Consider the following 14,104-nt stretch of genomic DNA (forward strand, 5'->3'; position numbering starts at 1 on the left):
CGGTTCCCCCCGCCCCCCGCCCCCCGCCGCACGCGGGCCGTCGGGCGTGGACGCGCCCCCGGCCCCGGGGCCGGGCCGCGTTCGCGCGGGACCCGGGGCCGCCCTGGGTGACGTTCAGGTGAGGCGTACCAGCGGGGCGCGGTAGCCGTTGGTGATGAAGGAGGGGTACGGCTCCATACTCTCCGCGGGTTCGCCGAGCGCGAGGTGCGGGAAGCGCTCGAACAGGGCGGGCAGCGCGATGACCCCCTCCAGCCTGGCCAGGGGCGCGCCCAGACAGTGATGGGCGCCGTAGCCGAACGCGAGGTGTCTGCTCGGCTCGCGGGTGACGTCGAACAAGTGGGCGCGGTCACCGTGGAATTCGGGGTCCCAGCCGACCGCGCCGAAGGTGCCGAGGATGGCCTCGCCGGCCCGGACGGTGACGCCCGCGATGTCGATGTCGGTGACGGCGAACCGCAGCGGGAGGTGGGCGATGGACGGCGCCCAGCGCAGCGTCTCCTCGATCACGTTGATCCATGGGACCCGGCCGGACCGGACCAGGGCGAGCTGGTCGGGGTGGGTGAGGAGGGCGACGGTGGCGTTGCCGATCAGATTGACGGTGGTCTCGTGGCCGGCGCCCACGATCAGCAGCAGGGTGTCGACCAGCTCGGCTTCGCTGAGCCCGTCGCCGCCGTCGCGGGCGGCGATCAGGGCGCTGGTCATGTCGTCGCCGGGCTCGCGGCGTCTGAGGGCGACGAGCTCGGCCAGAGCGGCTCTGAGGTCCTCCAGGACGCGGCCGGCCTCCTCACCGGGGACGGTGGTGTCGATGATGGTGTCGAAGAAAAGCTTCAGGGCGGGGCGGTGTGCGTCGGGCACGCCGAGTAGATCGCAGATGACACCCATGGGCAGCGGGTGCGCGAAGCCCATCCGCAGGTCGACCGGGTCGTCCTGCGGCGCGGCTTCGAGCCCGTCGAGGAGCCCGGCGGTCAGCCGCTCGATGGCGGGCCGCAGGGCGGCGGTCCGGCGGGCGGTGAACGCCGGGGAGATCAGGGTGCGCAGCCGCCGGTGGTCGGGGCCGTAGGCGGTGATCATGCTGCGCAGGCCGACCCAGGTGAAGATCCAGTGGGTCTCCGGGTGGGCCTCGATCCAGCCCTCGCGCCATAACGTCCAGTGCTGCGACGGGTCACGGCTGACGCGGTCGTCGGTGAGGAGCGATTTCAAGAGGACGTGGCGGGTGGGGGCCCAGGCGGGGATTCCGCCGGGCAGCTCGACGCGGACGAGGTCACCGAGCCGGCGGAGGCGCGCGGCCTCGGCGGCCACATCGCGTGCGGTCGGGTCCATGACATACGTGGGGTGCGTGATCACGGGGCCTTCCTTCCTGGGGTTGGGCGGGGGGCGAGCGAGCGGGGGGCGAGCGAGCGGGGGGCGCTGTCCATGCTTGTCCTCCGGGCGTGCCGCGGCGGCGGGCGCGCGGGGTGAGAGGTGCCGAGGTGACAGGTACCGAAGTGACAGAAGTGCCTTCGTCGCGCTGGAGTTCCGGCATTGCGGCTGCCTGAATCAAACGTATGAACACCGCCTTGCCGTGGATACCCCGCCGGGGCCGGTCGCGCCGGAAGATGTGACGGCGTCACATGACGGACAGCGGCACGCCCCTTGCCGACGCATGAACGCATGCGACACGTTCACGTAGTGGAGAGGCGGGAGGCAGCCGGTGGGTGTCAGTTGTCCGGATCCGCTGTCCGGCCGATGGCGACGTGGAGGCGGTTCCCGAGGTCGGCCGGGGCCATCGAATCGAGAGGACGATCGCGCGGCCGACTGCCGCTCGTCGTCCTCCCGCCGCACCGGGTCTCCGCGTCCGCGAGGACGCGGGCGCGGTGGCGTTCGGTCAGGGTGGCGGCGGCTGCGCCGCGACGACGGAGCATGACCGGGGCGGGCCGGGCCGGGCCGCGCAGCCCGGTCCGCTCAGTTCGCTCCATCCACCCGGTCCGCTCCGTCGCGTCAGCGCCTCAGCGCCTCAGCGCCTCAGCCGATGAAGCCCTCCTGCTGGAGCCAGTCGCGGGCCACGTCCGTGGGCTCCTCACCGTCGATGTCGACGCGGGCGTTGAGGCCCTGGAGCACCTCGTCGGTGAGGGCCGGGGCGATCGCCTCGAAGATCCCCTCCAGGTCGGGGTACTCCTCCAGCACGGAGGCGCGGACGGTGAGGGCCGGGTTGTAGACGGGGAAGAAGCTCCGGTCGTCGGTGAGGACGGTCAGGTCGAGCGCCTCGATGCGGCCGTCCGTGGTGGCCGCCTCGCCGAAGTTGCAGGGGTCGTTGTCGGCGACGGCGTTGTAGATGGCGCCCTCGGCGAGCGTGGCCAGATCGCCGTCGGGGACGTGGAAGCCGTATGCCTCCTCCAGTCCGGGGAGCCCGTCGTCGCGGCCGGCGAACTCGCTGGCGATGCAGAGCGACGCCTGCCCGGGGTCGTCGGCCACGAGCTCGGCGTAGTCGGAGAGGGAAGCGACGCCCAACTCCTCGGCGGTGCTGGTCTTGACCACGATCGCGTAGGTGTTGTTGGCCGGCGCGGGGGTGAGCCAGGCGATCTCGTTCTGTTCGAGGTCCTCCGACGCGGCGGAGGCGTACTGTTCGGCGGCGTCGTCGATCGGCTCGGTGTGGCCGAGGAAGTTGATCCAGGCCGTCCCGGTGTATTCCCAGTACATGTCGATGTCGCCGGACTCCAGCGCGCCACGGGTGGTGTTGCTGCCCTGGAGCCCGCACTCCTCCGACACGTCGGCGCCGGCCGATCTCAGGGCGAGGCCGGTGATCTGGCAGAGCACGAGCTGTTCGGTGAACTCCTTGGAGCCGACCGTGAAGGAGGCACCGTCCAGCGACGCGGTCTCGGCGAGGCTGCCGGGCTCCGCGTCGCCGTCCGAGGTGTCCAGTGCACAGCCGGCGGTCAGGCCGGCGAGGGTGGCCAGGGCGACGGCGAGCGCGGGTGGGCCGACCAGGAGCGGGCGGCGGGAGAACGAGCGCATGTAAGACCTTCACTCCTTGAGAGGAACGGGGAAACGGGGGCTCGGAAAACGGGGGCTCGGGGGCGAACGAGGGCTCGGTGAACGGGGTTCAGAGGCCCCGGGGGCGCAGGTAGCGTTCGGCGAGGCCGACCAGCCAGTCGCAGGTCAGGGCGAGGACGGCGGTGAGGACGCTTCCGGTGAGCAGGACTGAGGTCCGGTTCAGGGCGATGCCGGTGCTGATGAGGCCGCCCAGGCCCCCGGCGTTGGTGAACGTGGCCAGCGTCGCGCTGCTTACGTTGAGGATCAGCGCGACCCGGAGTCCGGCCATCATCACCGGGACGGCCAGCGGGAGTTCGACCCGGAAGAGGACGGCCGTTCTGGTCAGACCCATGCCCCGGCCCGCGTCGATGAGGGCCCGGTCGACGCCGCGCAGGCCGACCATGGTGTTGCGCAGCACCGGCAGCACGGAGACGAGCACCAGCGCGATCAGGGCCTCCTGGAATCCGACGCCGACGGTGACCGCCAGCAGCACCAGCACCCCGATGGAGGGCACGGCCTGACCGATGTTGGCGAGCATCAGCAGCGGCGTGCCGAGCGCGCCGAGCCGGGGCCGGGTGAGCAGCACGCCCAGCGGCACGGCGATCGCGATGACCAGGCCGGTGGACGCCGCGACCAACTTGACGTGTTCCACGAGCTGTTCGGTGATGACGTCGCGGTTGATCGCCCGGGACTCGATGCTGTCGAGGTCCTGGCCGCGCAGCCAGACGTACAGGGCGGCGCACGCGGCGGCGAGCAGCACCGGCGTGACCAGGAGACCGAACGGCGAGGGGCGCGCCGCGTCGCGCGGCCGGCGGTCGGTGAGCGCGTCGGTCACGACGGCTCCCCGGGGCTCTCCCGCGCGATGACCGACCAGGAGACCGTGCCGATCGGCGCGCCCGCCCCGTCCACGACGACGGCGGTGTCGTCGCGGGCGCGGAGCATCGCGTCGAGCGCGTCGTAACGGCTCTGGTCCGCCCGGACGACGGCGAGGCCGGGGCTGTCGGCCGGGCGTAGCCAGCCGCGCGGCTTCCCGGCGGCGTCCACCCGCACGGCGCGCCCCGGGCCGGTCTCCCCCGGAGTGTCCTGGTCCTCGGCGACCACCTCGACGGGGTCGAGGGCCAGGGAGCCGACGGGCACGAGGCGCAGGCCCCGGATCGCGGCGCCGGAGCCGATGAACGAGGCGACGAAGGGATCGGCCGGAGCGGCGAGGATCGTGGCGGGCGTGTCGTACTGAGCGATGCGGGCCTGCTCGCCGAACAGGGCGATGCGGTCGCCGAGTTTGACGGCCTCGGTGACGTCGTGCGTGACGAGCACGATGGTCTTGCGGATCTTGGCCTGGAGGTCGAGGAATTCGTCCTGGAGCCGCTCGCGCGTGATCGGGTCGATGGCGCCGAACGGCTCGTCCATCAGCATCACGGGCGGGTCGGCGGCCAACGCGCGGGCGACGCCGACCCGTTGCTGCTGTCCGCCGGACAGCTCCTTGGGATGGCGGCGGCGGAACGTGGCGGGCTCCAGGCCCACCAGGTCGAGCAGCGTGTCGACGCGGTCCCGGACGCGCTTCTTGTCCCAGCCGAGGGTGCGCGGGATGAGCCCGATGTTGTCGGCAACGGTCAAGTGCGGGAAAAGGCCGACCTGTTGGATGACGTATCCGATCCGGCGGCGCAGCTGGTCGGGGTCCGCGCGGGTGACGTCCTCGCCGTCGAGGAAGACCCGGCCCGTGGTGGGCTCGATCAGCCGGTTGATCAGGCGGAGGGTGGTCGTCTTGCCGCAGCCGGACGGGCCGAGGAGCACGACGATCTCGCCGGCCGCGATGTCGAGGGACAACTCCGCGACGGCCGGGGCCGCTTGGCCCGGGTACTGCTTGCTGACCCGGTCCAGCCGGATCATCGGGTCGGTCATGCGATGCCTCGCGACGTGGTGAGCCTGCCCAGGACGACGAAGAGGAGGTCGAGGGCGAGGGCGAGCAGGGCGACGCCGAGCGTTCCGGCGAGCGCGTCATTGAGGGCGTTGGCGCCGCCGATGCGGGCCAGGCCGCCGAAGATCAGCTCCCCGAGGCCGGGGCCGCTGACGGCGGCGGCGATCGCGGCGATGCCGACGCTCATGAGGGTGGCGGTGCGGATCCCGGCCAGCACGACCGGCCACGCCAGCGGCAGATGGACGCGCCGGACGCGCTCCCAGCGGCCCAGCCCGAGGCCGCGCGCCGCGTCCTCGACCGCGCCGGGGACGGATTGGAGGCCGGTGACGGTGTTGCGGAGGATCGGGAAGACGGCGTAGAGGACCAGGGCCGTGATGGTGGGTCCCGAGCCAAGGCCGAACAGCGGGATCAGCAGGCCGAACAGGGCGAAGGAGGGGATGGTGAGCATCGTGCCGGTCACGCCGAGGAGAAGCCCCCCGGCCCGGGGGTGACCCGCGACGGCGATGCCCGTGCCGACGCCGATCACGGCCGCGATCGCGACGGCGATCAGGACGACTTGGGCATGCTCGTTGATCAACACGACGATGTCAGGCCACCGTTCCGACAGATACTCGGAGAAGCTCATCGGGGGGCTCCTGTTTGCGATCGCATCTCCCCATCCTCCTGTCGCCCTTTCCGATCTTCAATGGTGCTGACCGTACTCCCGTGCGAGGAACGGGTGTTGGGCCTGGACGGCAGCCTCGGACGAGTGGCACATGTCACAGTGTCAACGCCGCGCGAGGCTGTGAGCAGGCGAATCACCGGACGAGAGCGTACGCCGTATGCCAACGCGCGAATCGGTGGCCCGAAGATCTTCCCGGCCCCCCGTCCCCGCTGAGACCATCGGAGTCCGGCCTTACGACCTGCACCTCATGGGGGCGAGACAGATGGACGTGCCGAGAGCGAAGAGCATGCCCAACTGGCAAGAAGACGACGCCAGGACGACGACCTTCGGGGCCCTGGACCCCGGCCTGGACGACACGGTGCGCTGGGGCACGCTGGGCAGCCAGTTCCTCAAGGCCCTGCTGGTGGCGCACCTGGTGACGATGTTCCCGCTGACGATCATCCTGTTCCAGTGGTGGGCCGACGTGGACATCACCGGCCTCCTGGTGGGCGCCTCGGTCGTCCTCGGGATGATCTCCTACACGGCCGTGCTGATGTTCGGCCGGGCGACCGAACCGGTCGCCGAGTGGCGGGTGCTGCTGAGCGACCGTCACGAGCGCGCGGCGGACGCGCACCAGCGGATCGGTGACGCCCTGCGCGAGCACCGCAGCCCGCTGTCCGTCACGCCGCACCGCGCGGACCTCCCCGGCGACCAGGGCGTCAACGACCGGCTGCGGGTGAGCGACGGGTACTACCAGGCGTATGTCTCGGTCTTCCCGCACGGCACAGACCTCTACATCGGCTGGACGATGTGGCGCTCGCGCCGGGGCTGGCAGTTGGTGCTGCGCTTCCTCCTCGACGTCTGGCTCGGCTTCGCCGGCCAGGCCGCGGACGAGCAGCGCGCGATCCGCGCCGAACGACCCCGGGCGATGCTGGAGGCGGTCCATCTCGCCTGCCGGGAGGGGGCGTCGGCCGCGTCCCCGGCGCCGGAGACCGAGCCGCTCCCGGCCTCCTCCTCCCCCGCCACCACCGGCAACGGCGCCCGCCCGTCGGTGACCCGGTAGCCACGCCCACCCACGCACCCACCCGCACCCACCCGCACCCACTCACGCTCGTCCGCCCACGACCGGGGCGTGCCGCGATCCGCGGCACGCCCCGCCGTCGTTCCGGCGCCGTTCCGCCGTTTCGCCGTTTCGTTCCAACGCCGTTCGCCCTTCCCCCCTCCGGCCGTCCCGGGCACCCCGGGCGTCCCGCGCGCCCCACCCCTCCGTGATGACCGTCCGGCTGCGGGACACGGACGGCGCCGAACCGTGGTCCGTGCAGCTCGACCCCGAGCGCTGAACGGCCCGGCCGCCGCCGATAGGCTCCGCTCAGCAGATCCCGGTTCATCAGGAGGCAGTTCGCGATGTCGACCCAGGCAGAGCAGCGCGGCGAGGAGATACTCGGCGTCCTCGACACCGCGTTCGGACACTTGCTGGCGGCCGATCCGGCGGCGTTCCGGGTCAAGTTCCGGAAGATGGCGGGTTCGGCGTTCGCGTTCTACCGGGGCACGGCCTGCCTCTTCTACCACGACCTGGCGGCGGAGCAGCGCGGCGGACCGTTCCTGGACGAGCGCACCCTGCGGGTGTGGATCCACGGCGACCTGCACGCCGAGAACTTCGGCACGTACATGGACTCCAACGGTCGGCTGATCTTCAACGTCAACGACTTCGACGAGGCGTATGTCGGGCCCTATACCTGGGACTTGAAGCGCTTCGCCGCCTCGGTCGCGCTGCTCGGCTACACCAAGGCGCTCAGCGACGGGATGATCAGCGACCTGGTCCGGACGTACGCCGCCGCGTACCACGAGCGTATCCACGCGCTGGCCGACGGCGCGAAGGACGACGACGTGCCGCCGTTCACCCTGGACACGGCGGTCGGCCCGCTGCTGACCGCGCTGCGCGACGCCCGGGCCCGCACCCGCTTCGGTCTGCTGGACGGAATGAGCGAGATCCGCGACTTCGAGCGCCGCTTCACTCCCGGCGGCGGCGCGATCGAGCTGGACGCGGCGACCCGGGAGAAGGTGCTGACCGCCTTCGACGGCTACCTGGCGACGCTGCCGGAATCGAGCCTCGCCCGGCCGGACTCCTACCGGGTCAAGGATGTCGTCGGCCGCCGCGGCATCGGGATCGGCAGCGCGGGCCTGCCGTCGTACAACCTGCTGCTGGAGGGCAACAGCGACGCCCTGGAGAACGACGTCGTGATCTACATCAAGCAGGCGCAGACCCCGGCCGTCTCCCGGCACATCCTGGAGGAGCGGGTCCGCTCGTACTTCCTGCACGAGGGCCACCGCACGGTGATCTCGCAACGCGCCCTCCAGGCCCACGCCGACCAGTGGCTGGGCTGGACCGAGCTGGACGGCGCCGGCCAGCTCGTCGCCGAGGTGTCGCCGTACGCGGTGGACCTCGACTGGTCCGACATCGACGATCCGGCCGAGATCGCCCAGGTGGTCGCGGACCTGGGCCGCGCCACGGCGACCATGCACGCGGCGGCGGACGACTCCAGCGGCCACTCGCTGGTCCCGTTCTCCACCGAGGCGGCGATCGCCGCGGCGATCGCCGCGGACGGGACCGGCTTCGCGGCCATGCTGGTGGACTTCGCCCACGCCTACGGCATCCGCGCCCGGTCCGACCACCAGATCTTCGTGGACCTGTTCCGCAACGGCCGCATCCCCGGCCTGTAGATCACCGGCCCCCGGACAGCAGGCCACGCCGGTGCCGCGTGGTGGTGGCGTCGGCGTGGAAGCGGACGGACGTCCCGGGGCCGGTGAGCGCGACGGCCCGCCGGTTGTCCGACAGGTCCGCCGACTCCCAGCGCTCGATGGGGAGATGGGTCCAGCCAACGACGCCGAGCGCGTCGACCGAGGTATAGACCGTGTGCTCCTCGTAGGAGTTGAAACCACGCTCGCGCCACTCCGCCGGGGCGTCGGGGGGCAGGCCATGGTGCCGGGTGCTGACGGTCACCGAGCGGTCGTCGCGTTCGTCGATGTGGACGGAGGTGATGCCCGTATCTGTCATCTCAGAGCCGTTCGTAGTACGCCTTGTCGGTGGGGTTCGGCAGGCGAGTGCCGAAGCGGATCCGGTCCACCCGGCCCGCGTGCAGGTACGGTCCGCCGTCGCCGTCGCGGTAGGCCGCGAGGTGTCCCACCGACAGGGACGCGTTGCAGCTGAACCGCACCACGTCCGCCCCATCCGCGCGAGCACGGGCCACGACGGCGACGCGGCGCTCTTCGGCGGGCTCCAACGGCTGGATGCCGAGGTCCACGCCGCCCAGGAACGGCCAACCCGCCACCCGGATGTCCTCGACGGCGAGAAACCGGATCTGGCACTGGAAGCGGTCGCAGCCCGCCACCGTCCACTCCTCCTCCGGCCGGTCGGGGAAGACGGGTAGGTCGAGCCGCAGCAGGAGCGTCGGACCGTCACGGTCCAGCCGGACGGACCGGAGCACCGCACCGTCCAGCGGCGGGACCTCGCTGTAGTACCGGGCGATGCGCTCCCGGTCGGTGAGCAGGTCAGCCCAGTGAGGGGTCATAGTAGTAATGCTCCTCGCAGCCCGGGATCTGTCCATTGCGTGGGTCATCGTAGGGCCTGACGTGCACGTGAGGCGGCTGGTCGCCGACGCCGTTGGGATCGCCGTAGCGGTGTCCGGTGTGGTGGTCCTGATAGACGATCAACTCGTCCCGGTTGGTGAGGTGGACCTCCTCGTAGAACATCACCGGCTGGTAATCGTCGTCCAGGATCTGCCGGATCTTCCCCAGCGCCTCACCCACATCATCGGCGAACGCCTGAAGCCCCTCCGCCAGTTCACACACCTCATCCGGACTCCCCGGCGTCGGATCGGAATCCATCCCCACCGGGGACCAGTCAGACGGCCGTGTCATGAGCACTCCCCCACCCTGCAAACGTTATTCACCGGAACGCTATGCGCGCCAACACGACCGTTCAACGCCCGCTCTGTCACAGGTCGTGGACAAGCGGGGATCCCCCCGGACAAGCCGCAGTAAGGGGGCCCGGTTCCTTCCCCCTCCCCACGCGCGAATCCCCACTCCTTTCTGCTACGCCGCAGGGGACCTGCGGGAAGCCGAGGTCGCCGAGCGGCTGGGACCAGACCGCGATCGTGGACGCGCGTGAGCTCCTGGAAACGTTGCGGGCGGAACGGAATTCCCGCGAGGAGTGAACACGTCGCCTGTCGGCCGAGCTCGCCGTCACGTCCGGCCCCGTCCGCAGGCGGTGTCGCCCGTGGGCGTCAGGCCAGGAACAGCGCGGACAGGCGGGGGAGGCGGCGGCGGGTCTCTTCGGGGTTCTCGGGGTCCCAGTTCTCGCCGAACGGGCGGCGGGGGCGGGTCGTCGTGGCGAGGCCGGATTCCAGGGCGGCCTCCAGGGTGCGGGTTTCGCCGGTGAGGCGGAGGTACGCCTCGCGGATCGGGGCGTTCAGCGCCTGGTAGCCGATCCAGCCGCTCTCCTCGCGGGCCATCCGGCCGACCACCTCCAGCTCCGCCAGGGAATCGGGCTCCCGCACGGCCTCGCCGAACGTCTTGCGGCCGAGCAGGATCAGTCCGTCCCGGAAGTCCATGAAACCGTCGTCCCCGCAGCCGCCCTCGATGAGATAGGCCGCGTTCCACAGCGGATAGCGGTACGCGCAGTCGGTGCGGTCGATGGTCCACAGGGTGAACGCGGCGATCTCGCGCGGCTCCAGCGCGGTCAGCCGGTCGGTCAGGGCGGCGGGCAGCGGGTCGTCGGGCGGGTCCCGGTCATCGGCGCGGTCTCCGGCCGCCGCCCGCGCCGATTCGATGAGCTCCCACCAGACTTCACCCTCCACGCGCCGGATCATAACGCCCGAATGCCCGATCCGTGCCCGCCAGGAACCGTGCTGATGCGGGCTCAGTGGCCCGCGTCCCGGCCCTCGTCGGCGCGGGCGAGGACCTGGATCCCGGCGATGACGCAGTCCACGCCGAAGGCGAAGTTGCGGTCCCTTATCTGCAGGGGTGTGCCGATGTCCCGGTCCGCCAGCTCCTTGAGGGACGTCAGCTCGGTGAGTCCCGACCGGACCGCGTCCGACAGCCGTTCGAACGTCCGCTCGTCCGCCCCGCGGCTCATCATGCGGGCCTCGGCGGTGGCGAATCCGCAGACGTACTCCAGGACCAGGGCCGCCGCGCTGTCGACCTGCCCGGGGCCCAGGCCGGTCCGCCCGACCACGCCCAGCGCGCTGTCCGTGACGCCCAGGGCGTTGGGGCCGATGTTCAGATACTCGCCGATCAGCCGGGTCGCCCAGGGGTGGTCGCGGAACATGGCGCGCAGGGCGGCGGCCAGCGCGCGGAGCTGCTCCGGCCAGGGCAAGTGGGCCGGCGGGCGGCCCACCTCGCCGAACACCTCGTCAAGCGCCAGCTCCAGCAGCGCGCTCTTGGTGGCCACGTGCCAGTACAGCGACATGTGGCCGGCGCCGAGCTCGGCGGCGACGCGCCGCATCGAGACGGCGCCCAGTCCCTCGGCATCCAGCAGCCCGACGGTGGCCTCAACGATGCGCGCGCGGCTCAGGCCGGGCGGGCCGGTCCGGCGGGCGGGCGGAGCCAGCCACACACTGTCGCTCCCGCTCCCCTGATCGCGTGCGCCCACACCTGGTCTCCTCGGGGTCGGTGCCGGTCCCGTCCGGCGGACTGCCATCGTACGGCCGTCACACGGAGCCCTGCCGGGCCGGCGGACCGGCGGGTTCACCGTCCGGCATGCCCGGCATGCCCGGCGCGTCCGGCGCGTCCGGCACGCCCGGAATGGCCTGCTCGGGGGCCGCGCCCCGGCCGGCCCAGCCCAGCAGCCATCCGGCGGCGGCGCCACCGACGCCGACGGCGAGCGCGCCGAGGAACTGGCTGGTCTCCAGCGCCGACACGAAGGCGTCCCGGATCGCGCCCAGGTCCCCGTCCGCCTCGGCCAGGGCCGTGGGCAGCGAGTCCTCCGCCCCGTCCGGGAGGCTGTCGGGCAGCCCGGCGTCGAACCTGGCGACCAGGGCGGCGCCGAGCGCGGCCACCCCGAGTCCCGAACCGAGCTCCTGGAGCGTGCCGTTGACCCCGGCGGCGGCGCCCGCGCGGGCGGGTGGGATCGCGCCCATCAACGCCGCCCCGGCGGCGGGGCCGGCGGTGCCCATGCCCAGGCCGACGACGACCAGGCCGGGCAGGAGCCAGCCGTATCCGCTGTCGCTCGCCGCGGCGATGCCGCACAGACCCAGGCCCGCGAAGCCCATGCTGAGCGCGACGGTCCTGGCCAGGCCGAGGCTCTTGCTCACCCGGGAGCTGACGAAGCCGCTGCCGACGAGCAGGGAGATCGCGAACGGCACGATCCGCAGCCCGGCCTCCAGCGGGCTGTGGCCGAGGACGAACTGCAGCTGCTGGGTGAGCAGGAACAACGAGCCGCCCATGCCGAACGCGGCCAGCAGCCCGCCGAGCACGGCCCCGGTGAACCGGCGGTCGGTGAAGAACGTCATGTCCAGCATGGGGGCCGGGTTCCGGTGCTCCCAGACGGCGAAGAGGGCGCCCCCGGCCACGGCCAGCAGCAGCGGGCCGAGGACGAGCGGGTCGGTCCAGCCGTGCTCGGGGGCCGCGATGACCGCCCAGACGAGGGAGACCATGGCCACCACGGAGAGCAGCACGCCGACCCCGTCGGGCCGTTCGCTGTCCGGATTCCTCGACTCCGGGACCAGCCAGACGATGGCGACCAGTCCCACGACGGCGACCGGCACGTTGATCAGGAAGACCGAGCCCCACCAGAAGTGGTCCAGGAGGAAGCCGCCGACCACCGGGCCGCCGGCCATGCCCGCCGCGGAGACCGCCATCCAGATCCCGATGGCCTTCATCCGCTCCTCGTCGCCGAAGACGTGCATGAGCACGGCCAGGGTGCTGGGCATCAGCAGCGAGGCACCCAGGCCCATGACGGCGCGGGCCGCGATCAACGCGCCGGCCGTGGTGGCGAGCGCGCCGAACAGCGAGCCGGCGCCGAAGAGCGCGAGGCCCGTGAAGAGCGCCCGTTTGCGCCCGAAGTGGTCGGCCATGGCGCCGGAGGCGATGAGGAAGCCGGCCATGGCCAGTGAGTAGGCGTTGATGATCCACTGCACGTCGGAGGTGCTGGCCCCGAGGTCCCCGATCAGGGCGGGGACGGCCACGTTCAGCACGGTGTTGTCGAGCACGGTGGTCAGCAGGCACACGCACAGCACGCCGAGGACCAGCCATCGGCGGTCACGCTCCAGAGCCGGCATGGGGACCCCTCTCAGTGGAAGACTCGTACATCATACGAGTTGGTCGTACAGTGGACGAGAGCGCCGGGCACGGAATCGGCCAGTGCCCGGCCGAGGCGAACGGAGAGATGCCGCGTGGGACACCGAGCGGATGACCGGGCACCCAGCGCCTGGGCGCGCGACGCGATCGACATGCTCCTCGACGAGCAGGCCGCCGAGCGGCCCACGCCGCTGCGCCCCTTCCCGCTGCCCGGCGGCCCGGGGCTGTCGCTGCACCTGAAGGACGAGTCGGCGCGGCCGACCGGCAGCCTCAAGCACGGCGTGGCCCGCGCGTTGTTCCTCGACGCCCTGGCCACCGGTGAGATCGGCCGGCGCACACCCCTTTTCGAGGCCACCAGCGGGAACATGGCGGTCTCCCAGGCGTACTTCGCCCGGCTTCTGGGCCTGTCCTACACGGCGGTGGTGCCGATGCGGACCGCCGAGGGCAAGCGCCGCCGGATCGAGGAGCAGGGCGGCCGGTGCTTCCCGGTCGATCCGCCGCTGGCCGTCTACAAGCGGGCCGAGGAGTTGGCCCAGCGCGTCGGCGGGCACTATCTGGACCACTTCTCGCGGGTGGGCGACGCGCTGGACTGGCGCGGCCCGCGCGGGCTGGGGCCGGAGATCCTGAACGATCTGGAGGCGGCCGGCGAGGGGCAGCCGGCCTGGATCGTCACGGGTGTCGGCAGCGGCGCGACCTCGGCGGCCATCGGCCGGCATCTGCGGCTGCGCGGCCTGCCGACGCGGCTGGCCGTGGTGGACCCGGAGAACTCGGCGTACTTCCCGGGCTGGGCCACCGACTGCCCCGGGTACAGCACCGGCATGCCGTCCCGGATCGAGGGCATCGGCCGCCCGCGCGTGGAGCCGGCCTTCGACGCCTCGGTGGTGGACCTGGTGATCCCGGTGCCGGACGCCGCCAGCGTCGCGGCGATGCGCCATCTGCGGGCGGTGACCGGGCTGCACGCCGGTCCCTCCAGCGGCGCGTGCCTGTGGGGCGCGTTCCAGATCCTGGAGCGGATGCGGGCGGAGGGCGCCACCGGTCCGGTGGTCATGGTGGTCGGCGACGGCGGCGAGCCGTACCGGGACACGTACGACGACGACACGTGGGTGGCGGGCAAGGGCTGGCGGCTGGACGGGCCGCTCGCCGATCTGCGGCGGTTCACCACGACCGGCACCTGGGAGGCCGCCCGCGCGGAGTGAACGGCGGGCGGCTCCCCGGGCCGGTCGGGCGGCCCCCCGGGCCGGTGG

15 protein-coding genes are annotated in these 14,104 nt (G+C 72.3%); 3 read left to right on the forward strand and 12 right to left on the reverse strand.

Annotation, left to right across the window (positions count from 1 at the left end):
• Window positions 1-114: 114 nt before the first annotated feature.
• From OIE51_RS01995 to OIE51_RS02020, 6 genes are all read right to left on the reverse strand, one after another.
• Complete coding sequence (locus tag OIE51_RS01995; RefSeq protein ID WP_326595015.1) at window positions 115-1,341, reverse strand: cytochrome P450 family protein; 1,227 nt, start codon at window positions 1,339-1,341, stop codon at window positions 115-117.
• 353 nt (window positions 1,342-1,694) lie between these two features.
• Window positions 1,695-1,952, reverse strand: a complete 258-nt coding sequence (locus OIE51_RS02000) for a hypothetical protein (RefSeq protein ID WP_326595016.1) — start codon at window positions 1,950-1,952, stop codon at window positions 1,695-1,697.
• Window positions 1,953-1,998: 46 nt separating this feature from the next.
• Window positions 1,999-2,988 carry a glycine betaine ABC transporter substrate-binding protein gene (locus tag OIE51_RS02005; RefSeq protein ID WP_326595017.1) on the reverse strand — a complete coding sequence of 330 codons (990 nt, stop codon included), beginning with the start codon at window positions 2,986-2,988 and terminating at the stop codon, window positions 1,999-2,001.
• Between the two features lie 88 nt (window positions 2,989-3,076).
• Window positions 3,077-3,841 (reverse strand): ABC transporter permease, encoded by a 765-nt coding sequence (locus OIE51_RS02010; protein ID WP_326595018.1) that lies wholly within the window; start codon window positions 3,839-3,841, stop codon window positions 3,077-3,079.
• The gene (locus OIE51_RS02015; RefSeq protein ID WP_326595020.1) at window positions 3,838-4,905 is read right to left on the reverse strand and encodes an ABC transporter ATP-binding protein; all 1,068 of its coding nucleotides are present in this window, start codon (window positions 4,903-4,905) and stop codon (window positions 3,838-3,840) included. The genes OIE51_RS02010 and OIE51_RS02015 overlap by 4 nt, the downstream gene beginning before the upstream one ends.
• On the reverse strand, window positions 4,902-5,546 hold the full coding sequence (locus OIE51_RS02020) for an ABC transporter permease (RefSeq protein ID WP_326595022.1): 645 nt from the start codon (window positions 5,544-5,546) through the stop codon (window positions 4,902-4,904). Before OIE51_RS02020 ends, OIE51_RS02015 begins: the two co-directional genes overlap by 4 nt.
• A gap of 325 nt (window positions 5,547-5,871) precedes the next feature.
• On the opposite strand from OIE51_RS02020, the gene OIE51_RS02025 reads away from it, so the two are divergent.
• A complete protein-coding gene (locus OIE51_RS02025) occupies window positions 5,872-6,627 on the forward strand; it encodes a hypothetical protein (protein ID WP_326595024.1) in 756 nt (251 codons plus the stop codon).
• Window positions 6,628-6,968: 341 nt separating this feature from the next.
• Window positions 6,969-8,285, forward strand: coding sequence for a DUF2252 domain-containing protein (locus OIE51_RS02030; protein ID WP_326595026.1), 1,317 nt, complete (start codon window positions 6,969-6,971; stop codon window positions 8,283-8,285).
• A 1-nt stretch (window position 8,286) separates the two neighbouring features.
• Here OIE51_RS02030 and OIE51_RS02035 read toward each other — a convergent pair whose 3' ends face one another.
• The 6 genes from OIE51_RS02035 to OIE51_RS02060 all read right to left on the reverse strand — a co-directional run bounded on the left by OIE51_RS02035 (window position 8,287) and on the right by OIE51_RS02060 (window position 12,841).
• Window positions 8,287-8,619, reverse strand: coding sequence for a hypothetical protein (locus OIE51_RS02035; RefSeq protein WP_326595028.1), 333 nt, complete (start codon window positions 8,617-8,619; stop codon window positions 8,287-8,289).
• A gap of 1 nt (window position 8,620) precedes the next feature.
• Entirely contained in the window at window positions 8,621-9,133 is a 513-nt protein-coding gene (locus OIE51_RS02040; protein ID WP_326595029.1) for an Imm50 family immunity protein, read from the reverse strand.
• Complete coding sequence (locus tag OIE51_RS02045) at window positions 9,114-9,413, reverse strand: HNH/endonuclease VII fold putative polymorphic toxin (protein ID WP_326595030.1); 300 nt, start codon at window positions 9,411-9,413, stop codon at window positions 9,114-9,116. The genes OIE51_RS02040 and OIE51_RS02045 overlap by 20 nt, the downstream gene beginning before the upstream one ends.
• Window positions 9,414-9,847: 434 nt before the next feature.
• Window positions 9,848-10,420, reverse strand: a complete 573-nt coding sequence (locus tag OIE51_RS02050) for a DUF4240 domain-containing protein (RefSeq protein ID WP_326595031.1) — start codon at window positions 10,418-10,420, stop codon at window positions 9,848-9,850.
• A 62-nt stretch (window positions 10,421-10,482) separates the two neighbouring features.
• Complete coding sequence (locus OIE51_RS02055; RefSeq protein WP_326595032.1) at window positions 10,483-11,214, reverse strand: TetR/AcrR family transcriptional regulator; 732 nt, start codon at window positions 11,212-11,214, stop codon at window positions 10,483-10,485.
• Between the two features lie 58 nt (window positions 11,215-11,272).
• Complete coding sequence (locus OIE51_RS02060; RefSeq protein WP_326595034.1) at window positions 11,273-12,841, reverse strand: MFS transporter; 1,569 nt, start codon at window positions 12,839-12,841, stop codon at window positions 11,273-11,275.
• A gap of 114 nt (window positions 12,842-12,955) precedes the next feature.
• On the opposite strand from OIE51_RS02060, the gene OIE51_RS02065 reads away from it, so the two are divergent.
• Entirely contained in the window at window positions 12,956-14,056 is a 1,101-nt protein-coding gene (locus tag OIE51_RS02065) for a PLP-dependent cysteine synthase family protein (protein WP_326595035.1), read from the forward strand.
• Window positions 14,057-14,104 lie beyond the last annotated feature (48 nt).

Source organism: Streptomyces sp. NBC_01803 (assembly GCF_035917415.1).
Lineage (GTDB): Bacteria > Actinomycetota > Actinomycetes > Streptomycetales > Streptomycetaceae > Streptomyces.